The sequence below is a fragment of the Streptomyces sp. NPDC007264 genome (assembly GCF_042869095.1).
Taxonomy (GTDB): domain Bacteria; phylum Actinomycetota; class Actinomycetes; order Streptomycetales; family Streptomycetaceae; genus Streptomyces.
Genome location: NZ_JBIAFD010000026.1, coordinates 64,659 through 89,819, shown reverse-complemented (window position 1 = coordinate 89,819; position 25,161 = coordinate 64,659). Strand labels below are relative to the sequence as shown.

Sequence of the window (25,161 nt, the reverse complement as noted above, 5' to 3'; positions counted from 1 at the left end):
GGCGTGCTGCTTCTCCACGGCGCGTTCCGAACCGGCGTGCGTGGCCTCCTGCACACGGCGCTGGAGATCCGCGAGCTTCCCCGCAGTCGTGTGAACGTCGATCTCTTCCGGCTCGGACATCGGGGCGCGGCTCCCTGCTCGGTGGGGACGTGGGGGTGAACGAGAATGCTCAGAAGTACGGACGGTTACTCATCCGTAGCGTAGTGGTGGGCCCACCCTTCGGCAGTGCGGCGTTTACCACACCTAGGGTGGCTTGCATGAAGCCGCGAGATGCCTCTGACGCGAACGACCCGTCGAACGACTCCACCGGAGCCGCCGGCGGGGGCAGCCGCTGGTCCGACCTGGACCGCCCGCCCCTGAACGCCGCCGCGCTGCGCCGCGCGCTGGTGCGGGAGGGCGGGCTCTGGTCCCGGATCGAGGTGGTGCAGCGCACCGGGTCCACCAACAGCGACCTCGTCGACCTCGCCGTGACCGGCGACGCCGCCGAGGGCACGGTCCTGGTCGCCGAGGAGCAGACCGCGGGGCGCGGCCGGATCGGCCGCACCTGGACCGCTCCGGCCCGCTCCGGCCTGTTCTTCTCGGTCCTGCTCCGTCCGGCCGACGTGCCCGTCGCCCGCTGGGGCTGGCTGCCGCTGCTCACCGGGGTCGCCGTCGCGACCGGCCTGTCCCGCGCGGGGGGCGTGGACACGGCGCTCAAGTGGCCCAACGACCTCCTGGTCACCGTGGGGGACGAGGAGCGCAAGGCCGGCGGGATCCTCCTGGAGCGCTCGGGCGAGGACGCGGTCGTGATCGGTGTCGGCATCAACGTGACCCTCCGGGAGGACGAACTGCCGGTGCCCCTGGCGGGCTCGCTGGCCCTCGCGGGCGCCCGCGTCACGGACCGCGACCCGCTGCTGCGGGCGATGCTCCGGGCCCTGGAGGACTGGTACGGGCGGTGGCGCGCCGCGGGCGGCGACCCGGTGGACAGCGGCCTGCAGGAGACGTACGCGGCCGGATGCGCGACCCTGGGCCGGGTCGTACGGGCCGATCTGCCCGGCGACCGCTCCCTCACCGGGGAGGCGGTGGCGATCGACGGTGAGGGGCGGCTGGTGCTGGCGACCGCGGAGGGGGTGCAGGAGCCCGTGGGCGCCGCGGACATCGTGCACCTGCGGCCCGCCTGAACGCCGCGGACATCGTGCACCTGCGGCCCGCCCGAACGCCGCGGCCCGCGCCTCGCCCGCCGACGTGATGCCCACCGGTGCCGATGAGGAGTGAGCTACCGCACACCTGCCGTAAAGTTGACCGCGGTCGAACCTGACCGCGGCAGATGGGAAGGGCAGCACGCGTGACCGTCGACGACACGGGCTCGGGCACGGGCGTACATCCCGACCCCGACGGCGAGCCGGGGCGGGACGCATACGCCGAGCCCGAGGGCAACCCCCTCGCGATCCGCCTGGAGCAGCTCATCCTGGGGGCGGAGCGCCGCTACACCCCCTTCCAGGCGGCCCGCAGCGCGGGTGTCTCCATGGAACTGGCGTCCCGTTTCTGGCGGGCGATGGGCTTCGCGGACATCGGGCAGGCGAAGGCGCTCACGGAGGCCGACGTGCTGGCCCTGCGCCGTCTGGCCGGCCTGGTCGAGGCGGGCCTGCTGAGCGAGGCGATGGCCGTGCAGGTGGCCCGTTCGACCGGGCAGACCACCGCCCGTCTCGCCGAGTGGCAGATCGACTCCTTCCTGGAGGGCCTCACCGAGCCCCCCGAGCCCGGGATGACCCGCACCGAGGTGACCTACCCCCTGATCGAGCTGCTCCTGCCGGAGCTGCAGGAGTTCCTCGTCTATGTCTGGCGGCGCCAGCTCGCCGCCGCCACCGGCCGGGTCGTCCAGGCCGCGGACGACGAGGAGATGGTCGACCGCCGCCTCGCGGTCGGCTTCGCGGACCTCGTCGGCTTCACGCGCCTGACGCGCCGCATGGAGGAGGAGGAACTCGGCGAACTCGTCGAGGCGTTCGAGACGACCGCGGCCGACCTGGTGGCCGCCCACGGGGGGCGGCTGATCAAGACGCTGGGCGACGAGGTGCTGTTCGCGGCGGACGACGCTGGCACGGCCGCGGAGATCGCCCTCCGCCTCATCGAGACGATGGCGAACGACGAGACCATGCCGGAGCTGCGCGTGGGCATCGCCTTCGGCACGGTGACCACCAGGATGGGCGATGTCTTCGGCACGACCGTGAACCTGGCGAGCCGGCTGACCTCGATAGCGCCCCGGGACGCGGTCCTGGTGGACGGCGCCTTCGCGGAGGAGCTGATCCGCACCGGCGAGGCGCCCACCTCCGAGACGGAGGCCGCCGAGGCCGCCGCGGCGGCGGAGAAGGAGGGCGAGGAGCCGCCCGCCTACCGCTTCGCGCTCCAGCCCATGTGGCAGCGCCCGGTGCGCGGCCTGGGCGTGGTCGAGCCGTGGCTGCTGGCGCGCCGGGAGGCGACGGCGTAGGCCGCGTCCGGACGCCGGACCCGAACCGCCGTCCTCGCGCCTCCTGCACCGGGCCGCGGCGGTCTGCCGCCGTGCGGCCGTGGCGCGGCCCGGGGTGGCCCGGGGCGCCTTTGCGGCCGGAGGAACGGGTGCTCGGCCGCCCGGGGACGAGCGGGTGTGTGCGGGCGGGCGCGCCCGGGCGCTGCGCCATGGGTGGTCGTGCAGGTGTGGGACTGCGGCTCCCGGCGCACGGGTGGTCGTGTGGGTGAGGTGCTGCGGCTCCCGGCGTGCGGGCCGGGTGCGTGCGGCCGGTCTCAACCTCCGAGCGTCGTCAGGCCGCTGACGCACAGTCCGACGATCGGGACGCACAGGCCCGGAGGGTCCTGGTCCGGAGCGGGTGCCGTGCTGGTGCTCGGGGACGGGGCGGGCGACCCCGCGGGCGGTGTCGTCGCCGTGGGGGACCCGGGTATGCGCGTTGCGGTCGGGCTCGACGGGGCGTCGGGGATGCCCGTCGCGGTGTCGGCCGTGCGCGGGGCCGCCGAGGACGGCTGTGCGAGGGGGCGCACGGTGGCCGTCGCGGCGCGGGGCGCACCCCCTGCCGCTCGGCCCGCGGAGTCGCCCCGCTCGCCCGCGGACGGGACCGCCCGACCCGGGACCGGCGCGGCGGACCCGGCGCTCGCGTCGATCCGGGGCTCGGCCTCCGCGGTCCCGCCCCCGCCCGTCACCGGCGGGGACGCGAGGTGGACGAGGCCGAGCGCGCCGGAGGCGAGTGCGAGCCCGCCGACGGCGAGGACCAGACGCCGGGGGCGGGGCCTGCGGTGCCGGCCCACCGGCCGCAGGCGGAGCGGCCCCCGGGCGCTGTGCGCCGGCGTCGTGGTGCCGTCGGTGGCCGTGTCCGTGGTCATGGTCATCCCTCCCCGAGCCGGCGACTCCCCGATACGCCGTGGCGGTGCGCAGGTTATGTGCAGATTGAAGGTGGGCGATGCGGAGACGGGTCGAATTCACCCGAACGGGGTGCATGGCCCGGAAGTGGCCCTCGCGCACCGGAACCAGCGGCGGCTTTCGCCGGGCCGCTTCGGCTGCGATGATCGGGGCGTCGTAGTTAACCCGCGTTAACCGGGAGGGTGTCATGGCGGAACAGGGGGACGAGCGCAGGTTCGGCGAGTACGTGGCCGTACGGCGGCACGCGTACGTGGCGGAGCTGGCGCTCGACCGGCCCAAGGCGATGAACGCGGTGTCCACCCAGATGGCACGGTCCGTCGCCGCGGCGTGCGCGCATCTCGCCGCCGACCGGGACGCCCGGGTGACGGTGCTGACGTCGACGCACGAGCGGGCGTTCTGCGTGGGCGCGGACCTGAAGGAGCGCAACTCCTTCACCGATGCCGACCTGGTGCGCCAGCGGCCGGTCGCCCGGGCCGCCTACACCGGGGTCCTGGAGCTGCCGATGCCGACGATCGCCGCCGTGCACGGGTTCGCGCTGGGCGGCGGCTTCGAGCTGGCGCTGTCCTGCGACCTGATCGTGGCGGACCGCACGGCCGTGGTCGGGCTGCCCGAGGTGTCGGTCGGGGTGATCCCCGGAGGGGGCGGTACGCAGCTGCTGCCCCGCCGGGTGGGCGCGGCGCGCGCGGCGGAACTGATCTTCACGGCGCGTCGCCTGGCGGCGGAGGAGGCGCGGGAGCTGGGCCTGGTCGACGACCTCGTGGCGGAGGGCCGGGACCGGGAGGAGGCGCTCGCCCTCGCGGCCCGGATCGCCGCGAACTCCCCGGTGGGACTGCGCGCCGCGAAGCGTGCCCTGCGGCTGGGGCACGGCCTCGACCTGCGGGCCGGTCTCGAGGTCGAGGACGCGGCGTGGCGGTCGGTGGCGTTCTCCGGGGACCGCGCGGAGGGCGTGGCCGCCTTCAACGAGAAGCGGAGCCCCCGGTGGCCGGGCGAGTAGCCGGCAGGCACCCGTTCGCCGAGGGCCCGGGGCCCACAGGGCTCGCACCCCTGATCGCCGCACCGATGTCTCATGGGGCGCCGATGGTCCCTAGCCTGGAGTGATGGGTGAGGACAGTCGGCTGAAGGCCGTGGTGGCGCTGGCGCAGGGCATGGCGGCGGCGCACACCCCGCGGGAGGCGTGGCGGGCCGCCGCGCTCGGCGCGTGCCGGGCGCTGGCCGGCAGCTTCGCCGCGCTGTCCGTGTGGGAGCGCGAGGGCGGGCGGCTGAGGGTCCTCGTGAACGTGGGGGAGCGGGCACCCGACGAGGAGGAGTTCCCGGAGCACGAGACGTACCCGGTGCACCAGTTCCCGGAGATCACCGAGTTCCTGCACGAGCGCTGGGCGGGCGGTGGCGGCCCGAGCGCCTGGGTGGAGACCGCGGACGGCCCGGCGGCGGGGCACGCCGGGTACTGCCACCAGCGTGTCGCCGCCCTGCGCCGGCGCGGCCGCGGCTGCTGTGTCGTCGCGCCGGTCGTGCTGCACGGCCGCGCCTGGGGCGAGCTGTATGTCGCGCGCTCCGTCGGTGCCCCGCTCTACGACGGCGAGGACGCCGGCTTCGCCACCGTCCTCGCCTCCGTCGTCGCCGCAGGCATCGCGCAGAGCGAACGCCTGGAGGAGGCCCGTCGGCTCGCCTTCACCGACGCGCTGACGGGCCTCGCCAACCGCCGTGCCGTCGACGTGCGCCTGGAGGAGGCGGTCGAACGGCACCGGAGCGACGGGGCGGTGGTCTCGCTCGTCGTCTGCGACGTCAACGGGCTCAAGCGGGTCAACGACACACAGGGGCACGCCGTGGGCGACCGGCTGCTGGAGCGCTTCGGGTCGGTCCTGTCCCTGTGCGGCGCCATGCTGCCGGGCGCTCTCGTCGCCCGGCTCGGCGGCGACGAGTTCTGCCTCCTCGCGGTCGGCCCGCCGGCCGACGAGGTCGTCCGGGTCGCCGACGAGGTCTGCCGGCGCGCCGCCGAGCTGGAGCTCGGCGACGGGGTCGCCTGCGGGGTCGCCTCCACCGAGGATCCGATCGGTGCGGTCCGCTCGGCCCGCCGGCTGTTCCGGCTCGCGGACGCGGCCCAGTACCGCGCCAAGGCGCTGCGTGCCGCGAAGCCCGTGGTGGCGGGCCGTGAGGGGCCCGACGATCCGGTGGTGCGGCTGGCCGACGCGCCACCTCCGGCCGCGGTGGAGCGACGCCGCTTCCGGGGTCGGAGCTGAGGGGGCCGGAGTCCGGGTGGGAGCTGAGGGCCCCGGAGTCCGGGTCGGAGCTGAGGGCGCCGGAGTCCCGGCCTGAGCGAGGGCGCCGGAGTCCCGGCCTGAGCTGAGGGTGGCGGGGTCCGGGCCGGGGCCGAGGGTGCCGCAGCCTGGCCGGCCGGCTCAATCCGGTACCCCCTGGTGACATCATCGAATTCACTGCGTACGCTCCTGAATATGGATATGCACACTGTGGTGGTGGGGACGTCCGCGGTGACCACGGCCGACGTTCTCGCCGTGGCGCGCGACGGTGCCCGGACAGAGCTCTCCGGCGAGGCCCTGGCGGCGCTGGCGGCGGCCCGCGAGATCGTGGACGCGCTGGCGGCGAAGCCGGATCCCGTCTACGGGGTGAGCACCGGATTCGGCGCGCTGGCGACCCGGCACATCGGCCAGGAACTGCGCACCAGGCTGCAGCGCAACATCGTCCGCTCGCACGCCGCCGGAATGGGCCCCCGGGTGGAGCGCGAGGTCGTACGCGCCCTGATGTTCCTGCGGCTGAAGACCGTCTGTTCCGGGCACACCGGCGTACGGCCCGAGGTGGCGCGGACCATGGCCGACATCCTCAACGCGGGCATCACCCCCGTCGTGCACGAGTACGGCTCCCTCGGCTGCTCCGGCGACCTGGCACCGCTGTCCCACTGCGCGCTGACGCTCATGGGCGAGGGCGAGGCCGAGGGGCCCGACGGCGTCGTGCGCCCGGCCGCCGAACTCCTCGCCGAGCACGGCATCGCCCCGGTCGAACTGCGCGAGAAGGAGGGCCTCGCCCTCCTCAACGGCACCGACGGCATGCTCGGCATGCTGATCATGGCGCTCGCCGACCTGGAGGCGCTGTACACCGCGGCCGACATCACCGCGGCCCTCTCGCTGGAGGCCCTGCTCGGCACGGACAAGGTGCTGGCACCGGAACTGCACGCCATCCGCCCGCACCCCGGGCAGGCGGCGTCGGCCGCCAACATGCTGGCCGTGCTGAGGGGATCCGGCCTGACGGGCCATCACCAGGGGGACGCCCCCCGCGTCCAGGACGCCTACTCGGTGCGGTGCGCCCCGCAGGTCGCGGGCGCCGGCCGGGACACACTGGCGCACGCCCGCCTCGTCGCCGAGCGCGAACTGGCCTCCGCCGTGGACAACCCCGTGGTGCTGCCCGGGGAAGGCCGCGTCGAGTCGAACGGCAACTTCCACGGTGCGCCGGTGGCGTACGTCCTGGACTTCCTGGCGATCGCGGCGGCGGACCTGGCGTCGATCGCGGAACGCCGCACGGACCGGCTGCTCGACAAGAACCGCTCGCACGGCCTGCCGCCGTTCCTCGCGGACGACGCGGGCGTCGACTCGGGCCTGATGATCGCCCAGTACACCCAGGCGGCGCTGGTGAGCGAGATGAAGCGACTGGCCGTGCCGGCCTCCGTCGACTCGATCCCGTCCTCGGCGATGCAGGAGGACCACGTCTCGATGGGCTGGTCGGCGGCGCGCAAACTGCGCACCGCGGTGGACAGCCTCACCCGGGTGCTGGCGATCGAGCTGTACACGGCGGCGAGGGCGGTCGAACTCCGCGAGGGCCTCACCCCCGCGCCCGCCACCCGGGCGGCGATCGCGGCCCTGCGCGAGGCCGGCGCCGAGGGTCCGGGCCCCGACCGCTTCCTCGCGCCCGACCTGGCGGCGGCCGAGACGTGCGTACGGGCCGGCGCTCTGGTCGCGGCGGTGCAGACGGTCACCGGAACGCTGAGGTAGTGCGTCCCGGGGTCCTGCCACCGGCAGGGCCCCGCCGGGCGTCCCGGCTTCAGGACTCCATGCGCTCCCTGCGCACCGAGTAGGTCACGAATCCCGCGCCCAGGCACAGGAAGAGGGTGCCGCCGACGACGTACGGTGTCGTGTCCACGCTTCCGGTGTCGGCGAGTTGGGTGTCCGCCGCCGTCGAGTCCGTCGCCGCGCCGACCTCCTCGGACGTGCGCAGGGAGACCGACGACTGCGGCCCGGACGTGTCCGGGGTCGCGTTCGCGGACGGGACGAACCACAGGGCCCCGAGCAGGGTCCCCGCGACGGTGGCGGTCAGCAGCGTCCTGCGGGCGCTGGACGACGATCGACGTGCGGCTGACACGAAATACCGATCCTCTTGTGACGCTTGCGAATTGGCCGGGTGGATCGATGCTAGTGAAAGGCGCGGGTCGCAGGAAAGCCGCACCCCCTCCGGGCCGTACGCTGCCCGGCATGAGCATTCCTGAGACATCACGGTTTGTCCGTCTTCATGTGGAATTGGTCGTCGAGGTCGACGACGCCGATGCCGTCACCAAGGCCGCCCTGCGCCGAGTCGCACAGGACCCGGACATGCCCGAGGGAGAGCGCGCGTACACGGAGAGCGTCGTGACGGACGACACCGCCGAGGCCCTGGCGTACCTGGTCGATCCGTCGGACCTGGTCCGCGACGTGCCGGGCGTCGAACTCGTCCACGCCTCCTGGAGCAGCGAGCAGGCCGACTACGACCCGGATTCGCCGGACTGGGCGCTCGGCGAGGACGACGAGGCCGACGACGACGAGGAAGAGGAGGCGGGACTCCGCTGACGCGTCCGGGGGAGAAGATCGGCCACCCCGGGCGGCAACCGGCGCCCGGGGTTCCGTCGTCTCACAGGACGTCCCGCGTCCCGTGTGGCGCGGGGGCGTCCGGGAACCCGTCGGCGCGACCGTGCGCCGGCGCGGCGACGTGGTGTGCCCCACACGTCCGCGGGATGTGGAACCGTACGCGCCGGTCGTAGCGTTGGTGGTTCTTACGGGGGCGCACGGGGTTTTGGGGATATCGCAACGATGGAGAAGCGTGTGATGACGACCAGTAAGCGACGCCAGGGCCTGATAGCCGCGTCCGCACTGCTCGGCGGGGTGCTGATGCTCTCCGCGTGCAGCGGGGGCAGCGCGGCCGCCGGCGGTGGCGACGCGGACTCACAGGCCAAGGTCGACGAGGCCGCCGCCAAGAAGACCTCCGAGGCACAGATCAAGATCATGCCGGCGGACGGCTCCGACAACGCCTCCATCAACAACGCCGCCAAGGTCACGGTCGCCAAGGGCACGCTCACCGACGTGGCCATGACCACGGCCTCCGGCACCCCCGTGGCCGGGCAGATATCCGCGGACAAGAAGAGCTGGGCGCCCAGCGGCCAGCTGGAGCGGGCCACGACCTACAAGGTCGCCGTGACGGCCAAGGACTCCGCCGGCCGCGACGCCCACGAGAACGCCACGTTCACGACCGTCGCCCCCGCCCACTCCTTCATAGGCAACTTCACGCCCGACAACGGTTCGACCGTCGGCGTCGGCATGCCGGTCTCGGTCAACTTCGACAAGGCGATCACCGACAAGGCCGCCGTGCAGAAGGGCATCACGGTCACCTCCAGCAGCGGGCAGGAGGTCGTCGGGCACTGGTTCGGTGCCAACCGGCTCGACTTCCGGCCCGAGGAGTACTGGAAGGAGGGCTCCACCGTCACCCTGAAGCTGAACCTCGACGGTGTCGAGGGCGCGAGCGGCGTGTACGGCGTGCAGCAGAAGACGGTCACCTTCACGATCGGCCGCAACCAGGTCTCCTACGTCGACGCGAAGACCAAGCAGATGAAGGTGACGCAGGACGGCAAGGTCGTCAAGACCATCCCGATCTCCGCGGGCTCGCCGCAGAACACGACGTACCAGGGCCAGATGGTGATCTCCGAGAAGTTCAAGGAGACCCGGATGAACGGCGCGACGGTCGGCTTCACCGACGACGACGGCAAGGGCGAGTACGACATCAAGGACGTGCCGCACGCGATGCGCCTGAGCAGCTCCGGCACGTTCGTGCACGGCAACTACTGGGGCGCCAAGTCCGTCTTCGGCAACGTGAACACCAGCCACGGCTGCGTGGGCCTGTCGGACACGAAGGGCGCGAACGACCCGAACACGCCGGGTGCGTGGTTCTTCGGCCACTCGATCGTCGGCGACGTGGTGGTCGTCCAGAACACGGGCGACAAGACCATCGCCCCGGACAACGGCCTCAACGGCTGGAACATGGACTGGGCCCAGTGGAAGGCGGGCTCGGCGGTCTGACCCGCCGGACGCCGACGCCCCGTTCCTGATGCCGCCGACCGCCCTTGCGGGCAGCCGGCGGCATCGGCGTTCCGGTCCGAAGCGGAACAGCGGCTAGGCGTCGGGCCGTGCCGGCATCGTGTCCAGGATCGTGTCCGCCATCCGGCGGGCGGACGCGTCCGTCTGCGCCGCGACCCGGCGGAAGGTTTCCTGGGCCTGCTGCGCGGGCCAGGACGCCGGCAGATGCTGGACGGGCAGCCGCGGGTCGCTGCGGATCACCTGAAGCCATTCGGTGACGAGACGCAGCCTGATGCCGAGGGCGTCCGCACCGATGTCCGTCTGCGCCATCCACCGCTCGTGGAAGGAGGTGTAGCGGACGGCGATGCCGTCCAGGTCCCAACTCCCCTTGATCATCCCGTCGATGTCGGTCCCGGTGTCCGCATGCCCGTGGAAGATCTTCACGTGGTCGGTGAGCCCGAGTTCCGCCACAGCGGTGGAGACGTCGGTCCTTCCGGGGGCGATCCACAGTCCGCTGTACAGGGCTCCGAAGCCGGACCAGACCAACTTGGAGCGCAGTTCGTGGCGTTGGCGCTGCCAGGAGTCGGGCAGGGAGAAGCCCAGCAGGGTCCAGGTGCCGTCCCAGTCCTCGTTGACCGCACCCTCTTTCCAGATGCGCCGGTCGCCTTCCTGGAGGATGCGGATCGCGTGCGGTGTCAGGCCGAAGTACATCTTCCTGCCCTGCCGCTGGCGCCACAGCAGTCCCCGGTTGACCATGCGGGTCAGCGTGGAACGTACGGCCTGCTCACCTATTCCGACGCGGGAGAGGACGTCGATGATGCTCCCCGAGTACACGCAGCGCTCCTGCCGCCCGAGGAAGTGGTTGCCGAAGAAGGCGAGCAGGAGCGACTGGGGGCGCAGCACCGGGGCTGACGTGTCGTTCGCTGTCTCCATACGTTCCTCCACGAGGATCAGCCTACGGTCCCTCCCCGGATCAGGGCTGCCGCCTGCGCCGCCACGCGTCCTGGAGCGTGGGCACGAGCCCGCGGGGTACGAACAGCACGGCGACGATCAGCAGGATCGCGTAGACGGCGTAGGACAGCACCGTGGGTGCGGAATCCGGCATGCCCGGCCAGGTGCCCAGATCGTTGAGAAGCTGGACGAGGAGGGTGATCGCCGCGGCTCCGACAACGGCGCCCCACACGGTGCCCAGTCCACCGACGACCACCATGACCACGTACGTGATGGAGAGCAGCACCGGGAAGGATCCCGGGGCGACATAGCCGAGGTAGAAGGCGTAGATGCCTCCGGCCAGGCCGGCGAAGGCGGCGGCCTGGGTGAAGACGGTCAGCTTGTACCGGCCGACGGGGACACCGCTCGCGCTCGCCGCGGTCTCGCTGGTGGCCAGCGCGCGCAGGCCGCGCCCACTGCGGGAGTTGACGATGTTCCGGGCCAGCACCACGGTCACGGCGAGCGCCGCCCACGCCATGTAGGCGTAGTGGATGTTCTCGGTCAGCGTGAATCCGAACAGCGACATGGCGGGGATGCCCTGCAGGCCGATGGCTCCACCGGCCCACTCCGCCTCGCCGACCAGGGACACCACGATCAGCTGGAGGGCGAGCGTGGCGAACGCCAGATGGTGGCCGCGCAGGCGGAGCAGGGGCACACCGACGATCACGGCGAACAGACCCGCCGCGCACGGAGCCGCGGCCAGTGCGAGCAGCGGCGGCACGCCGTGGATGGACAGCAGACCCGCGGTGTAGGCACCCACGGCGTAGAAGGAGGCCTGGCCGAGGGAGACCTGCCCGGCGTACCCCATGAGAAGGGACAGTCCGACAGCCACCGTGCCGGCGAGGCCGAGCAGGATGTACACCGACAGTTGGCTGTCGTCGAGCACCGTCGGAAGCACCAGGGAGGCCACGGCCAGCAGCGCCGTTGCGAGGTGCGCGGGTTGGAGTGTGGGCTTCCGGACGGCTGCCCGGGGGTTCACGGACCCCTCGGTCCGGGTTCTGGTTCGCGCTGTCACGCTGTCTCCTGTACGACGCTTCGGGTACGGGCGCCCTGCACGATCATCAGTGCCAGCATCAGGACGAGGGCGACTTCCAGCTGGTACGCGGCATTGCCGTAGCCGGCCACCAGGGCCTGGGCGACGCCGAGGAGCAGGCCGCCGGCGAGGCTGAGTCCGATCCGGGCGAGACCGCCGAGGACGGCTGCCGCGAATCCGTTGACGATGAGCACGACATCGGAGTCGAAGCTGATCGACTGCATCGGGGTGATGAGTACCCCGGCCAGACCACCGAGCGCGCCTCCGCAGGCGAAGGCCACGAGCCCCATGCGCCTGGTGTTGATGCCGACCACGCGTGCCGCGAAGGGGTTGGCGGAGCAGGCGGTCAGCGCCTTGCCCAGATCCGTACGGCTGAAGAAGAGGGCGACGGCGGCGAACACGACCGCGGTGACCCCGATGATCAGCAGGTAGTGGCTCTGGATCCGGGCGCCGAAGACGTGCACGGCACCGGGCACTCCCTCGGAGGACCTGGTCTGGTCACCCCAGATCATGATCTCCACGGCGTACATGAGGACGCCGGCGCCCAGCGTGACGATCAGCGCGGACTGCGGGCTCGTGCCCCGGCGGCCGGTGGCAAGGAGTCCGACGAGCAGACCCGCGACCGCGGCGGCGACGACGGCCAGTGCCTCGCTCGCGATGTGCGGCAGTCCGGCGCCGAGCAGGGAGGAGACGGTGAGTCCCGCGACGACGGCGAAGGCGCCCTGCGCGAAGTTCACCACCCGGGTCACCCGGTGGATGACGACGATCCCGCTGCCGACCAGCGCGAATCCGCATCCGGCACCGAGACCGGTGACGAGGTAGACGAGGAAGTCGTTCATGGTGTGCCTCTGGGGTCGGTGGCGTCGGGGATGTCGACGTGGCCGCCCAGGTACGCCTGGGCGACGGCGGCGTTCGCCGCCAACTCGGCGCTGGTCCCTTCCAGCGCGATGCGTCCTGCCTCCATCACATAGCCGCGTGTGCACAGGTCGAGGGCGAGCCGGGCGTTCTGCTCGATGAGCAGCACGGCGAGTCCCTGTTCCCGGTTGAGCTTCGTCAGATGACCGGCGAGGTCGGCGACGATCAGCGGGGCGAGGCCGAGCGACAGCTCGTCGACCACGAGCACCTGCGGGCGGCTCATGAGGGCCCGCCCGACCGCGACCATCTGCTGCTGACCGCCGGACAGGCTGCCGGCGCGCTGGCGGCGCACCCGGACCAGTTCGGGCAGCAGTTCGTACACCCAGGAGGTGTCCCGACTGCGGCGGTCGCGCAGCCGCCACGCGCCGAGCCGGAGGTTGTCGTCGACGCTGAGGTCGGCGAACATCTGGCGGCCTTCGGGCACCTGAGCGATCGGGGCGCGTACCGTGACGCTTCCCGCTGCCGGGTCGAGCAGGCCGGTCAGGGTGTTGACCAGGGTCGACTTTCCCGCTCCGTTGGGTCCCACCAGGGCGACGGCCTCGCCCGGCGCCACCCGGAGGCTGACCCCGTCCAGCGCCGTCGCGGCCCCGTACCGGACGACCAGGTCACGGACGTCGATGACGTCGTGGTCGTCCGGCCGGTCTCCGGGCGGTGCGGATCGAGCGGCCGCGCCGGACCCGATCTGCTCGGTCATGAAGCTTCCTTCCCGAGGTATGCGGCGACCACCCGCGGGTCGGTGCGTATCTCGCTGGTGGTCCCCTCAGCGATCACCTCGCCCAGGTCGAGGACGGTGATCCGGTCGGCGAGGCGGGTGACGAAGGCGACGTCGTGCTCGACGAGAATCATCGTCAGCCCTTCGGCACGCAGCTGCTCGATCAGCGTGGCGAGACGCTCGCGTTCCGCCGCGCGCAGTCCCGAAGCCGGTTCGTCCAGGAGCAGCAGCCGCGGTTCGCCGCACAGGGCACGGGCGACCTGCATGACGCGCTGCTGTCCCAGGGGGAGCGTCTCAGCCGGGCGGTGGGCCCACGCCGCGAGCCCGACACGTTCGATCGCCTCCTCGGCACGTGCCCGGATGGCACGCTCCTCGGCACGGTGGCGGGGCAGCCGGAGCGCTCCCGCGAGGAAACCGGCACGGCTGGTGGAGTGGGCGCCCACCATCACGTTCTCCAGGACGGACATCCCGTGGAACACCCTGGCGCCCTGGAAGACGATGGCGACCCCGAGGTGCGCACGGCGGTGCGGGGAGAGTTGGTCGATGCGCCGCCCGCCCAGCGTGATGCGTCCGCGCTGAACGGGGAGTTGCCCGCTGACGAGGTTGAACAGGGTCGACTTTCCCGCGCCGTTGGGGCCTATCACCGCGCGGACCTCGCCGTGCGCGACCCGGAGATCGACATCGCGCACGGCGTACACCCCACCGAAGGAACGGGCGAGCCCGGTGGCCTCGAGGAGCGGATCGGGGCCGAACTCGGTCACTTGGCGATGCCCTTTGCGAATTCGTCCCTGGCCCACTCGGTCGCTACGAGAGCCCCGTCCTTGACGGTGTTGACGGAGATGAAGTCGGCGGTGAGGCCGGCGTGGTTGTGTCCGCTGTAGCGGTAGGTGCCGTTCGGGGTCGTGAGGGTCAGGCCCTCGAGCGCGTCGCGGATCTTCTTGTGGTCGGTGCCGTCGGCCTTCTTGATGGCGGCGACCAGCAACTGCACCGCGCTGTATCCGTCCTGGGCGAACTGCGGCGGGTTCTCCCCGTACTTCTGGTGGAACGCCTGGGCGAAGTCGACGGCGGTCTTGGTCAGCTCGCTCTTGGGGAGCTGGCCGGCGACGACGCCGACCGAGCTGGCGACGGTGACACCCTCGGCCGCCTTGCCGGCCGGGACAGCCCACAGCTTGCTGGCCTGGGCGCCGGTGAGGGCGAGCGGGATGTCGAGGCCGGAGGCCGCGTACTGCTTGGTGATGATGACGCCGGGGGCGCCGGTGGCCCAGACGAGCAGGGCCTGGGCGTCAGTGCCCTTGATGTGGGTGAACAGGGGGCTGAAGTCCGTGGCGGTGGTCTGGAACGTCTCCGTGGCCACCACCTGGATGCCGTACGTGGCGGCGAGTTCCTTCGTCCCGTTGTAGCCGGCGACCGCGTAGGAGCTCTTGGTGTCGTAGGCGACCGCGATCTTCTTGACACCCTTGGCCTGGTAGTACTGCAGCAGCCGCTCGGCGTAGGTGCCGGAGGTGGCCGGGGCGAGGAAGACGTACGGATGGATCGGGTCCACCTGCTCGTCCGCGGGGGTCAGGGACAGGTAGGGGATCTTCGCCCGGTCCACGACCGGGATGGTGGCGAGCGCGGAGTTGGAGAACGGCGAGCCGATGACGGCGGTCACGTCGTCCTTCATGTCGTTGAAGGCGAGCACCGACTGGTCGGGCTGGCTCTTGTCGTCCTTGACCTGAAGCTCGATCTTGCGGCCGAGGACCCCGCCCGCGGCGTTGATCTGCTGGACCGCCAGCTCGACCGACTTCTTGTTGTCGGTGCCGAGCGGCTGGTAGTTGCCGGTGAGGGAGGCGATCAGGCCGAGCTTGATCGGCCCGGTGTCCGCGGGGGCGGACTGGGATCCGCAAGCCGTGGCCGTCAGGCTCACGGACAGGACAAGTGTGGCAATGGGCACGAGGGGACGCACGGTATCTCCTGGTTGATCACGAGGCGTTTGATGCGCATCTGGGGCGCTTTCTGCGCACGCGCCCAGCGCCGTGGAGGTGAACTTAGGCGCAGGTTTGACGGCCGTCAACCATGTGCGCAACATTGCTTCTCGTCGGACATGCTCGACCGGGCCTGTCCCGGCTCGGGAACCACTCGGAGGCATCACCTTGAACGACCGGTCACAGTCGCCCGGCGCCGGGTACGGCCCGCCCCTTCGCCCGCAGTCGCTGATGTTCGGCTTCCTCGGGAGCAGCGTCCTCGGGCGGGACATATGCGTCTTTTCGGGCAGTATCATCGACGTCTTGGCTCGCCAGGGCGTGTCCGAACAGGCAACCCGCTCGACCCTCACTCGCATGGTCAACCGCCAACTCCTCCGGCGTCAGAGGAAGGGGCGCCGGATGTATTTCGGCCTCACGCCCCGCTCCCGGGAGATCCTCGAGAACGGGAAGGAGCGAATCTGGAAGACGGGAGCGGTCAACGCGAGCTGGGACGGCACCTGGACGATCCTCGGCTTCTCGCTCCCCGAGTCCTGGCAGCGCCAGCGCCACGACCTGCGGTCGAAACTGGCGTGGGCGGGCTTCGGGCCGGTGCTCGGCGGGCTGTGGATCGCCCCCGGCGAGGTGGACGTCCAGGAGATCGTCACCGGGCTGGGTCTGGAAGCGCACATCAAGGTCTTCCGCGCGCGGGCCGATCCCGGCATGAACATCGAAGAAATGATCAAGGACGCCTACGACCTGGAGGAATTGGCCTCCCGATACCGGGCATTCCTGGACGAATGGGCAGGCCTGGCGGCCCCGCCCTCCCCGGGAGAGCCCGAAGATCCGCTCGTGCTCCAGCTCCGGCTCGAGACCCAGTGGCTCGGAATCACCAGGACCGATCCGCGGCTGCCCGTGCAGCACCTGCCCGACGACTGGCCCGCCGGCCCCGCGCAGCAGGTGTTCCAGCAGGTCCACGACAGGGTCTCGGGGCCGGCCCGGGAGATGGCGAACCGCATGCTCGACACCGTGCCCGACGTGACGGTGCCCGACGTGACGGTGCCCGACGAGACCGTGCCCGATGGGACGGCGGACTGACGCACGGCGGATCCGCCGGTGCCACCCCGAGGTGGCGGACGCCCGGCCGGACGGCCACGTCCGGAAGACGCGCGAGACGCCGAACGTCCGCCCCGGCGCGGCCTTCTCATCGTTCTCTTATGTCGGGCTTATGGGTTCATCAGGGTGCCTCCCTAGCTTGCGGCCATGTTCTTCACCTACCTGAGGCGCGAACTGCGCCGCCGGAGAAAGGCGGCCCTCGTAGTCGCCTCCGGGCTCGCACTGGGCATCGCTCTGGTCATCGTGGTCAACTCCGTGTCCTCGGGCATGGGCAAGGCGCAGGACAAGGTCCTTCAGTCGCTGTACGGACTCGGCACGGACATGACCGTCAGCAAGGCGGCGAGTTCCACGAGCGGCGCACAGCGGCCGCGCTTCCAGTTCGACGCCCGCGGCGACGACTCCGACGAGACGCAGAGCAGCGACCGCGTCCTGGTCCAGGGCTTCCAGACCCTGGCCGACAGCACCGTCGCCGAGGTCGGCTCGCAGAAGGGCGTGTCGGACGCCGTCGGCGGGCTCAGCCTGCAGGTCATCAAGGTCAGCGGCCAGTTCAAGCAGGGTCAGTTCAAGCAGGACGGGAGCGGCGGGAGGCAGGGCGGCCCGAGCGGCATGCCGCAGGGCCGCGTCGAGGGCGGCGGCGCCGAATTCGACGTGAACAGCTACTCCGTCTACGGCACCGACGTCACCGAGCCCGCCCTGGGCCCACTGACCTCCTCCAAGATCACCAGCGGTCGTGCCTTCACGACCTCGGAGACCGACGCCAAGGTCGTCGTCGCCGACGCGTCGTACGCCAAGCAGAAGAAGCTCTCCGTCGGTGGCACCGTGACCGTCAAGGGCGTCAAGTTCAAGGTCGTGGGCATCGCCACGCCCGACAGCGGGGACGCGGCGGCCAACCTCTACATCCCGCTGAAGCAGGCGCAGACGCTCAGCGACTCCAAGGACAAGGTCACCACGATCTACGTCAAGGCGGCCGACTCGCAGCAGATCGACAGCGTCAAGAAGACCATCCAGAACAACATCCCGGGGACGACGGTCACCACCTCCGCCGACCTCGCGAGCACCGTCTCCGGCTCGCTGTCCACCGCCTCCGACCTCGCCTCCTCCGTCGGCAAGTGGCTCTCGATCACCGTGCTCGTGGCGGCGTTCCTGGTCGCCGGGCTGCTCACCTCCTCGGCCGTCTCCCGGCGGGTCCGCGAGTTCGGCACCCTGAAGGCGCTCGGCTGGAAGTCCGGCCGTGTCACCCGGCAGGTCGTCGGTGAGGCCGTGGTCAACGGACTGGTCGGCGGTGTTCTCGGCATCGCGCTCGGCCTCGCGGGCGCCTACGTCGTCACCGCGATCAGTCCCACGCTCCAGGCGCAACTCGGCGGCGGCGGTGGAGGTGGCGGCTTCGGCGGCGGCCCGGGCGGCGGCTTCGGCGGTCCCGGCCGCCAGGCCGCCAAGACCCTGGAGGTGGCGCTCACCGCGCCGGTGAGCCCGTCGACCATCGTCCTGGCGGTCGCCCTCGCCGTCACCGGCGGCCTGATCGCCGGCGCCTTCGGCGGCTGGCGCGCCTCCCGGCTGCGTCCCGCGGACGCCCTGCGCCGGGTCGAGTAGCCCGCCCCGCACACCTCTTCCCCTACGCGGTCCGCGTGCGCGGCACGGGGCCCGCCGCCGCGGCGGGCCCCGACCCCCTTCCGTATTCCAGGAGTTGCACTCATGTACGAACTCAGAGGCGTCACCAAGCGCTACACGCGGGGCAAGGAGACCATCGTCGCCCTGGACGGCGTCGACCTCACGATCGGCGACGGCGACCGGCTCGTCATCCAGGGGCCCACCGGCGGCGGCAAGTCCACGCTGCTGCAGATGCTCGGCGGACTCGACAAGCCCACCGCGGGCAGCGTCGAACTCGACGGAACCGACCTGGCCACGCTGTCCGAGGCCCGGCTCACCAGGGTGCGCAGCGAGAACATCGGCTTCGTCTTCCAGAGCTTCAACCTCATCCCCACGCTCACCGCCCAGGAGAACGTCGAGACGGCCCTCGTGCCGCTGGGCGCGAAGGGCAGGGAACGGCGCGAACGGGCCGCCGAGGCACTGGCGTCGGTGGGACTCGGCGAGCGGCTCGGGCATCTGCCGGCGGAGCTGTCCGGCGGCCAGCAGCAGCGCGTCGCCATCGCCCGTGCGCTGGTGAAGCGGCCGAAGGTGCTGCTCGCCGACGAACCCACCGGAAACCTCGACGAGTCCATGCGCGACGAGATCATGGACGTCCTGGAGGCCCTGTGGAAGGAACACGGGCTCACCTTCGTCATGGTCACCCACGACTCCACGATCGCGAGGAAGGCCCCGCGGCTCGCGACCATCCGCAAGGGGAAGATCAGCGTCCGGGAGAACGCCGCCCCGTAGACGGCCCCGGGGCCCCAACTCGTTACCCAGAGCGCTATTGAGGCATTGATCAGCCCCCCGGCATACTGCGTACTCCGGGGGGCTGACGCGCGTCTGTGCGAGACCACCCCCGGCCGGGTGAACGGGGAATTCTCCCGGCACTCCATCCCCAGGGGGAGTTTTGCGCAGACAAGTGAAAAGAGCATGCGCGGCGACCGTCGCCACGGCGGCCGCCGTCGCGCTGGCGGCGGGCATGACCAGCCCGGCGTCGGCGAGGCCGGAGACCGGACCGTCCAAGGCCGCGGCCGCCTTCACGGCCAAGCACCGCGTCACGCTGATCACCGGCGACCGCGTCGTCCTCGACAGCAAGGGCCATGTGGTGGGCCTGGAGCGGGCGAAGGGCCGGGAGAACGTCCCGGTGCAGCTCCGCAAGGCACACGGCCACACCTATGTGGTGCCGGCCGACGCGGCGGGCATGATCGCCGGCGGGAAGCTGGACCGGCGTCTGTTCGACGTCACCGAACTCGACGCGGCCCGCACGCGCAAGGACCAGAAGAACGGCCTGAAGGTCATCGTCGGCTACAAGGGCGCGGCGAGCACCGCGAAGGCCGACGTGCGCGACGCGGGCACGCTCCGCAGGACCCTGAAGTCCCTGAACGCGGACGCCGTGCAGACGCCCCAGCGGGACACGGCGGAGCTGTGGAAGGCGGTCACCGACGGCGGCGCCGCGGCGTCCGGTGTCGCGCACGTCTGGCTCGACGGCACCCGCAAGGCCAGCCTCGACAAGTCGGTGCCGCAGATCGGTGCGCCCCAGGCATGGGCCGCCGGGTACGACGGCAAGGGCGTCAAGATCGCCGTCCTGGACACGGGCGTGGACGCCGACCACCCCGACCTCAAGGGCCAGGTGATCGAGGCCAGGAACTTCTCGACCGCCACGACCGCCGACGACAAGGTCGGCCACGGCACCCACGTGGCGTCCATCGCGGCCGGCACGGGCGCCAAGTCGAACGGGAAGTACAAGGGTGTCGCGCCCGGCGCGAAGATCCTCAGCGGCAAGGTCCTGGACGACGACGGGTACGGCGACGACTCCGGCATCCTCGCGGGCATGGAGTGGGCCGCCCAGCAGGGCGCCGACATCGTCAACCTCAGCCTGGGCGGCTCCGACACGCCGGAGACCGACCCGCTCGAGGCCGAGGTCGACAAGCTCTCCGAGCAGAAGGGCATCCTCTTCGCCGTCGCCGCGGGCAACAGCGGCGAGTTCGGCGACCGGACCGTCGGCTCCCCGGGCAGCGCGGCCGACGCGCTCACCGTCGGCGCCGTCGACGACCACGACAGGCTGGCGTCCTTCTCCAGCCGCGGGCCCGGCCTCGACGGGGCCATCAAGCCCGACGTCACCGCGCCCGGCGTGGACATCACCGCCGCCGCGGCCCCGGGCAGCCTCATCGACCGGGAGGCCGGCGAGAACCCGCCCGGCTACCTGACCATCTCCGGCACGTCGATGGCGACCCCGCATGTCGCGGGCGCCGCCGCCATCCTCAAGCAGGAGCACCCCACCTGGTCGTTCGCCGAGCTGAAGTCCGTGCTGACGGGCTCCGCGAAGGGCGGGGCGTACACCCCGTTCCAGCAGGGCTCGGGCCGGATCGCCGTGGACAGGGCGATCAAGCAGACGGTGCTCGCCGACCCGTCGTCGGTGAACTTCGGCACCGCGCAGTGGCCGCACACCGACGACAAGCCGGTCACCGAGCAGCTCACGTACCACAACACGGGAACGGCCGACGTCACCCTCACGCTCTCGGTGACGGCCACCGACCCCGAGGGCCGGGCGGCCCCCTCCGGCTTCTTCACCCTGGGCGCCTCGAAGCTCACCGTCCCCGCGGGCGGCACGGCGTCGGTTCCCTTCACGGTCGACACCAGGCCGGGCGGCGGCACGGACGGCGCGTACTCGGCGTACGTGACGGCGACCGGCGGCGGCCAGAGCGTGCGGACGGCCGCGGCCGTGCAGCGCGAGGCGGAGTCGTACGACGTCACCCTCACCTACGTCAACCGTGACGGGCAGTCACCCGTCCACTTCACCGACCTGATGCCCTTCATGGGCGCGGAAGCCGGCCGGGACTACTTCTCCCAGAGCTCCGCGACCACGGTGACGCTCCGGGTGCCCAAGGGCACCTACCTGCTGGACTCGGTCTCCCTGAAGGACCCGAACTCGACCGAGGACGGCATCGACTGGCTGGTCCGGCCCACGCTGAGCGTCACCAAGGACACTTCGGTCACCCTGGACCTGACCACGACCCGGCCCGCCGACATCACGGTGCCGGACGCCGCGGCCAAGCCACTGGCCGCGGCCGTCTCCTACTCGTACGAGCCCGCGGGCGTCGGCAGCGGGATCATGGTGCCGTCCTTCGCGGACCTGCGGGTGGCGCACACCGGCCCGGCGGTCTCCTCCGGGCTGTGGCAGAGCTGGTTCGGGCAGTGGACCAAGGGCGACGCGGCCGAGTACGACGTGATGACCGGTGCCCCGGTGAAGCGACTCGAAGGCGCGCACGTCCGCCACTACGCGGCGCGCGACCTGGCCACGCTGAAGGTGAACCTCGGAGCCCCGACGGGCGGCAAGACCGGCGCCGTCGGTGCCTACGCCGTCCTGGCCGACGACTTCGGCTTCAACACGGCGGTCGAGCAGAAGCTGCGCGGCACCCGCACGCTGTACGTCTCGACCGGCGACCGGGCCCAGTGGTCGCTGGACTTCACGCAGTTCGCCGGCAAGCGGGACCCGCAGGGCTTCCCCGTCCCGGAGGCGTACTACACGCTCGGCGAGCCGCAGACCTTCGCGGCGGGCCGCAGCTACACCAAGACCTTCAACACGGCCGTGTTCGGGCCGCGGGTCAGCTCCGAGTACGGCATCTTCCGCGAGGGCAACGAGATCTACGGGTATCTGCCGCTGTTCGCCGACGGCCAGACCCACGCGGGCTCCTCGGACTTCATGTCGGTCAGGACCACGCTGTACCGCAACGGGAGCAAGGTCGGCTCCAACCAGGACCCGCTGTTCGGCTCCGAGACCTTCAAGGTCCCGTCGGGCGACGCCTCCTACAAGCTGACGACCTCGGTCGTCCGCAGCGTGAAGGTCGCCGCCGCGTCCACCCGGATCGACGCCAGCTGGACGTTCCGGTCGAAGAAGGTGAGCGACGCCGAGCTGCCCGCCTCGACGGTCCGCTTCGGCGCCACCACCGGCCTGGACAGCCGCGTCCCGGCCGGCAGGAAGGTCACCGTCCCGGTCAGCGTGCAGGGGTCGGCCGCCGGCCGCAACCTCCGGTCGCTGTCGGTGTGGGTGTCGTACGACTACGGCCGGACCTGGACCAGGCTGACGGTCAGGAACGGCACGATCACCTACAAGAACCCGGCCAAGGGCAAGGGCCTGTCGTTCCACGCGAAGATCGCCGACAAGAAGGGCAACAGGTCGACGATCTCGATCTACAACGCGTTCTACGGTCAGTGAGCGGTGCCCCGCGGGGTGTCCGGGCCACCGAGCCCGGCCCCCGCGGGGCCCGTGACCGCACCGGGCCCTCGGGGCCGGTTTCCGAGCGCCTCAGCGACGGGGCGCGGTCGTGCCCGCACGGGTCGCGTCCGTGCCCCAGCTCGCCAGCAGCCGCAGCGCCTCCGCCGACGCGGAGCCCGGCTCGGCGTGGTACGCCACCATCACCTGCTCACCGTCGTCCGCGAGCTTGAACGACTCGTACAGCAGGGCGAGGTCGCCCACCAGCGGATGCCGCATCAGCTTCAGCCCGTGGCTCTTCTCCTTGACGTCGTGGGTGGCCCACAGCCGGCGGAAGTCCTCGCTCTTCACCGACAACTCCCCGACCAGCGCCGACAGTCGCGGATCGTCCGGGTGGCACCCGGCGTCGTAACGCAGATGGCACACGATGTCGATGGCCTTCTGCTCCCAGTCCACGAACAGATCGTGGTAGTCGGGCCGCAGGAACACCAGCCGCGCCCAGTTCCGCTCCTGCTGCGGCAGCTCCGCCCAGTCACCGAAGACGGCGGCGGCCATCCGGTTCCACGCCAGGATCTCCGAGCGCCGCCCCACGATGTACGCCGGGACACCGTCGAGGGCGTCGAGCAGCTGGTGGAGCGACGTCCGCGCCTGCTGCGGCCGCGTCGACGGCTTCTTCTTGTGGGCCTTCGGCTTCGCGAGATGCGTCAGATGCGCGTGCTCGGCGTCGGTCAGCCGCAGCGCGCGGGCGATCGCGTCGAGCACCTCCGCGGACACGTTCCGTCCGTTGCCCTGTTCCAGGCGCGTGTAGTACGCCACGGACACCCCGGCCAGCTGCGCCAGCTCCTCGCGCCGCAGTCCCGGCACCCGCCGGTGCCGTCCGAAGTCCGGCAGCCCCACGTCCTCGGGCTTGAGCCGGGCCCGGCGACTGCGCAGGAACTCGCTGAGCTCGGCGCGCCGGTCCAGGGCCGGACCGGCTTCCGCGCGGGGCTCGCCCACCACCTCGGCCTGTTCGTCCATACGTCCAGTATTCCTGGTCGTACGCCCGTGAAGCTGACCCCGCCGGTGGTAGGACGGCGGGTCGTAGGCAGAGCCGTGGTCTGGGTGGACCCGGAGGCGGCGGGCAGGCTGGGTGCCGTGCCCGGACGAAGGCAGCCGGGCACAGCACCCCCACTGAGGAGAACTCGGCATGACCACTGTCGCCGCGTACGCCGCACCCGCTGCCAAGGCTCCGCTCGAACGCACCACGATCGAGCGCCGCGAGGTGGGTGAGTTCGACGTCCTGATCGACATCAAGTTCGCCGGCATCTGCCACTCGGACATCCACCAGGCCCGCGAGGGCTGGGGCAAGGCGATCTTCCCGATGGTTCCGGGCCACGAGATCGCGGGCATCGTCTCCGAGGTCGGTTCCGGTGTGACCAGGTTCAAGGCCGGCGACCGGGTGGGCGTCGGCTGCATGGTCGACTCCTGCCGCGAGTGCGAGAACTGCCGGGCCGGCCTGGAGCAGTACTGCCTCAAGGGCATGGTCGGCACGTACAACGCCCTCGCCGAGAACGGCGAGCCCACCTACGGCGGCTACTCCCAGAAGATCGTCGTCGACGAGAACTTCACCCTGCGCATCCCGGACGGCATCTCCCTCGACGAGGCAGCGCCCCTGCTGTGCGCCGGCATCACCACCTACTCCCCGCTCCGGCACTGGGACGCGGGCCCCGGCAAGAAGGTCGCGATCGTCGGCCTGGGCGGCCTCGGCCACATGGGCGTCAAGCTGGCGCACGCGCTGGGCGCCGAGGTCACCGTGCTCTCGCAGTCCCTGCGCAAGAAGGAGGACGGGCTGAAGCTGGGCGCCGACCACTACCACGCCACCAGCGACCCGAAGACCTTCGAGGAACTGCGCGGCACCTTCGACCTGATCGTCTCGACCGTGTCGGCGCCGCTGGACCTCGGCGCGTACCTCTCGCTGCTCCGCACGGACGGCGCCCTGGTCAACGTGGGCGCGCCCGAGGACCCCGTCTCCCTCAACCTGTTCTCGGTGATCTCCGGCCGCAAGACCCTCGCCGGCTCCGGCATCGGCGGCATCCGCGAGACCCAGGAGATGCTGGACTTCTGCGCGGAGCGGGGCATCGGCGCCGAGATCGAGCTGATCGGCGCGTCCGAGATCAACGACGCGTACGAGCGGGTGCTGAGCAGCGACGTGCGGTACCGGTTCGTGATCGACACGGCCACCATCTGAGGACCCGGCGCCAGGCCGCCGTGCGGTGACCGGGGGACCACCGCACGGCGGCCCGCGGTGACGGGGGGCACCTCACGGCGACAGGCCGCGCACCGGGCCGGAGACGGAGGACCGGAGGAGGAGGACCGGAGAAGGGGGACCGGAGAAGAGGGACCCCAGACCGATGACAGAGTCGCGACGGCTGCCTAGCGTGGAAGTGGTACTGGCAGCCGAGGGGAGCGGAGGGCCGAGCCATGGCCGTCGAGCTCAACCACACGATCGTCGCCGCGCACGACAAGGAAGAGTCCGCGCGGTTCCTCGCGGATCTGCTGGGGCTGGACGTGGAGCCCCCGTACGGGCCGTTCGTCCCCGTGCAGATCCCGAACGGGGTGACGCTGGACTACATGGACACGCCCGGCGCGATCAGCCCGCAGCACTACGCGTTCCTGGTCTCCGAGGACGACTTCGACGCGATCTTCGCCCGCATCCGCGCGGCGGGCCTGGCGTACTGGGCGGATCCGCAGCACAGCCGCCGCGGCGAGATCAACCACAACGACGGCGGCCGCGGGGCGTACTTCGACGACCCGAACGGCCACCGCCTGGAGATCTTGACGAGGCCGTACGGCAGCGGGGGCGACCGGCCGTCCTGAGCCGGGCTCACGGCAGGCCCTCGTCCCGGGCCGTGAAGCCCTGTGGCCC

The 25,161-nt window shown here is 71.7% G+C and carries 22 protein-coding genes; 13 read left to right on the top strand and 9 right to left on the bottom strand.

Features of this window, described 5'->3' with window-relative positions; all coding sequences use genetic code 11:
- Positions 1–257 precede the first annotated feature (257 nt).
- Positions 258–1,160, top strand: coding sequence for a biotin--[acetyl-CoA-carboxylase] ligase (locus ACFYMU_RS31460; protein WP_388380586.1), 903 nt, complete (start codon positions 258–260; stop codon positions 1,158–1,160).
- Positions 1,161–1,324: 164 nt separating this feature from the next.
- Positions 1,325–2,464 (top strand): adenylate/guanylate cyclase domain-containing protein, encoded by a 1,140-nt coding sequence (locus tag ACFYMU_RS31455; protein WP_388380583.1) that lies wholly within the window; start codon positions 1,325–1,327, stop codon positions 2,462–2,464.
- A 293-nt stretch (positions 2,465–2,757) separates the two neighbouring features.
- On the opposite strand, the gene ACFYMU_RS31450 is transcribed toward ACFYMU_RS31455, so the two are convergent.
- A complete protein-coding gene (locus tag ACFYMU_RS31450; protein ID WP_388380580.1) occupies positions 2,758–3,348 on the bottom strand; it encodes a hypothetical protein in 591 nt (196 codons plus the stop codon).
- A gap of 224 nt (positions 3,349–3,572) precedes the next feature.
- On the opposite strand from ACFYMU_RS31450, the gene ACFYMU_RS31445 reads away from it, so the two are divergent.
- The 3 genes from ACFYMU_RS31445 (at position 3,573) to hutH (ending at position 7,383) form a co-directional block, all read left to right on the top strand.
- Entirely contained in the window at positions 3,573–4,379 is an 807-nt protein-coding gene (locus ACFYMU_RS31445) for an enoyl-CoA hydratase/isomerase family protein (protein WP_388380577.1), read from the top strand.
- A gap of 103 nt (positions 4,380–4,482) precedes the next feature.
- On the top strand, positions 4,483–5,622 hold the full coding sequence (locus ACFYMU_RS31440) for a diguanylate cyclase domain-containing protein (protein ID WP_388380574.1): 1,140 nt from the start codon (positions 4,483–4,485) through the stop codon (positions 5,620–5,622).
- A 219-nt stretch (positions 5,623–5,841) separates the two neighbouring features.
- Entirely contained in the window at positions 5,842–7,383 is a 1,542-nt protein-coding gene (gene hutH / locus ACFYMU_RS31435; protein WP_388380592.1) for a histidine ammonia-lyase, read from the top strand.
- Positions 7,384–7,432: 49 nt separating this feature from the next.
- Here hutH and ACFYMU_RS31430 read toward each other — a convergent pair whose 3' ends face one another.
- Positions 7,433–7,750 (bottom strand): hypothetical protein, encoded by a 318-nt coding sequence (locus ACFYMU_RS31430; protein ID WP_388380571.1) that lies wholly within the window; start codon positions 7,748–7,750, stop codon positions 7,433–7,435.
- 110 nt (positions 7,751–7,860) lie between these two features.
- Between ACFYMU_RS31430 and ACFYMU_RS31425 the strand changes: the two genes are divergently transcribed.
- Both ACFYMU_RS31425 and ACFYMU_RS31420 read left to right on the top strand, forming a co-directional pair.
- Positions 7,861–8,211: a hypothetical protein gene (locus ACFYMU_RS31425; protein WP_388380568.1), complete on the top strand. Its 351-nt coding sequence runs from the start codon at positions 7,861–7,863 to the stop codon at positions 8,209–8,211.
- A gap of 240 nt (positions 8,212–8,451) precedes the next feature.
- Positions 8,452–9,711, top strand: a complete 1,260-nt coding sequence (locus tag ACFYMU_RS31420) for an Ig-like domain-containing protein (protein WP_388380565.1) — start codon at positions 8,452–8,454, stop codon at positions 9,709–9,711.
- A 93-nt stretch (positions 9,712–9,804) separates the two neighbouring features.
- On the opposite strand, the gene ACFYMU_RS31415 is transcribed toward ACFYMU_RS31420, so the two are convergent.
- Genes ACFYMU_RS31415 through ACFYMU_RS31390 form a run of 6 tightly spaced genes read right to left on the bottom strand, consistent with a single transcriptional unit; the run spans position 9,805 to position 15,291 of the window.
- Entirely contained in the window at positions 9,805–10,641 is an 837-nt protein-coding gene (locus ACFYMU_RS31415) for a PaaX family transcriptional regulator C-terminal domain-containing protein (RefSeq protein ID WP_388380562.1), read from the bottom strand.
- Positions 10,642–10,681: 40 nt separating this feature from the next.
- Entirely contained in the window at positions 10,682–11,713 is a 1,032-nt protein-coding gene (locus ACFYMU_RS31410) for a branched-chain amino acid ABC transporter permease (RefSeq protein ID WP_388380559.1), read from the bottom strand.
- Positions 11,710–12,570: a branched-chain amino acid ABC transporter permease gene (locus ACFYMU_RS31405; protein WP_388380556.1), complete on the bottom strand. Its 861-nt coding sequence runs from the start codon at positions 12,568–12,570 to the stop codon at positions 11,710–11,712. Before ACFYMU_RS31405 ends, ACFYMU_RS31410 begins: the two co-directional genes overlap by 4 nt.
- Positions 12,567–13,340 carry an ABC transporter ATP-binding protein gene (locus tag ACFYMU_RS31400; RefSeq protein ID WP_388380553.1) on the bottom strand — a complete coding sequence of 258 codons (774 nt, stop codon included), beginning with the start codon at positions 13,338–13,340 and terminating at the stop codon, positions 12,567–12,569. The genes ACFYMU_RS31405 and ACFYMU_RS31400 overlap by 4 nt, the downstream gene beginning before the upstream one ends.
- Positions 13,337–14,119: an ABC transporter ATP-binding protein gene (locus ACFYMU_RS31395; protein ID WP_388380550.1), complete on the bottom strand. Its 783-nt coding sequence runs from the start codon at positions 14,117–14,119 to the stop codon at positions 13,337–13,339. The genes ACFYMU_RS31400 and ACFYMU_RS31395 overlap by 4 nt, the downstream gene beginning before the upstream one ends.
- On the bottom strand, positions 14,116–15,291 hold the full coding sequence (locus tag ACFYMU_RS31390; protein WP_388380547.1) for an ABC transporter substrate-binding protein: 1,176 nt from the start codon (positions 15,289–15,291) through the stop codon (positions 14,116–14,118). Before ACFYMU_RS31390 ends, ACFYMU_RS31395 begins: the two co-directional genes overlap by 4 nt.
- 82 nt (positions 15,292–15,373) lie before the next feature.
- Here ACFYMU_RS31390 and ACFYMU_RS31385 point away from each other — a divergent pair, with 82 nt between their 5' ends.
- From ACFYMU_RS31385 to ACFYMU_RS31370, 4 genes are all read left to right on the top strand, one after another.
- Positions 15,374–16,396 (top strand): PaaX family transcriptional regulator C-terminal domain-containing protein, encoded by a 1,023-nt coding sequence (locus tag ACFYMU_RS31385; protein ID WP_388380544.1) that lies wholly within the window; start codon positions 15,374–15,376, stop codon positions 16,394–16,396.
- Between the two features lie 165 nt (positions 16,397–16,561).
- A complete protein-coding gene (locus tag ACFYMU_RS31380; RefSeq protein ID WP_388380541.1) occupies positions 16,562–18,004 on the top strand; it encodes an ABC transporter permease in 1,443 nt (480 codons plus the stop codon).
- Positions 18,005–18,106: 102 nt separating this feature from the next.
- Entirely contained in the window at positions 18,107–18,790 is a 684-nt protein-coding gene (locus ACFYMU_RS31375; protein WP_388380538.1) for an ABC transporter ATP-binding protein, read from the top strand.
- A 172-nt stretch (positions 18,791–18,962) separates the two neighbouring features.
- Positions 18,963–22,259 (top strand): S8 family serine peptidase, encoded by a 3,297-nt coding sequence (locus tag ACFYMU_RS31370; protein ID WP_388380535.1) that lies wholly within the window; start codon positions 18,963–18,965, stop codon positions 22,257–22,259.
- A gap of 90 nt (positions 22,260–22,349) precedes the next feature.
- Here ACFYMU_RS31370 and ACFYMU_RS31365 read toward each other — a convergent pair whose 3' ends face one another.
- Positions 22,350–23,273, bottom strand: a complete 924-nt coding sequence (locus ACFYMU_RS31365; RefSeq protein ID WP_388380533.1) for a helix-turn-helix domain-containing protein — start codon at positions 23,271–23,273, stop codon at positions 22,350–22,352.
- Positions 23,274–23,442: 169 nt separating this feature from the next.
- On the opposite strand from ACFYMU_RS31365, the gene ACFYMU_RS31360 reads away from it, so the two are divergent.
- Together ACFYMU_RS31360 and ACFYMU_RS31355 are read left to right on the top strand one after the other, a co-directional pair.
- Positions 23,443–24,483, top strand: coding sequence for an NAD(P)-dependent alcohol dehydrogenase (locus ACFYMU_RS31360; protein ID WP_388380530.1), 1,041 nt, complete (start codon positions 23,443–23,445; stop codon positions 24,481–24,483).
- Between the two features lie 233 nt (positions 24,484–24,716).
- Positions 24,717–25,112 carry a VOC family protein gene (locus ACFYMU_RS31355; RefSeq protein ID WP_388380527.1) on the top strand — a complete coding sequence of 132 codons (396 nt, stop codon included), beginning with the start codon at positions 24,717–24,719 and terminating at the stop codon, positions 25,110–25,112.
- The last annotated feature ends 49 nt before the right edge of the window (positions 25,113–25,161 follow it).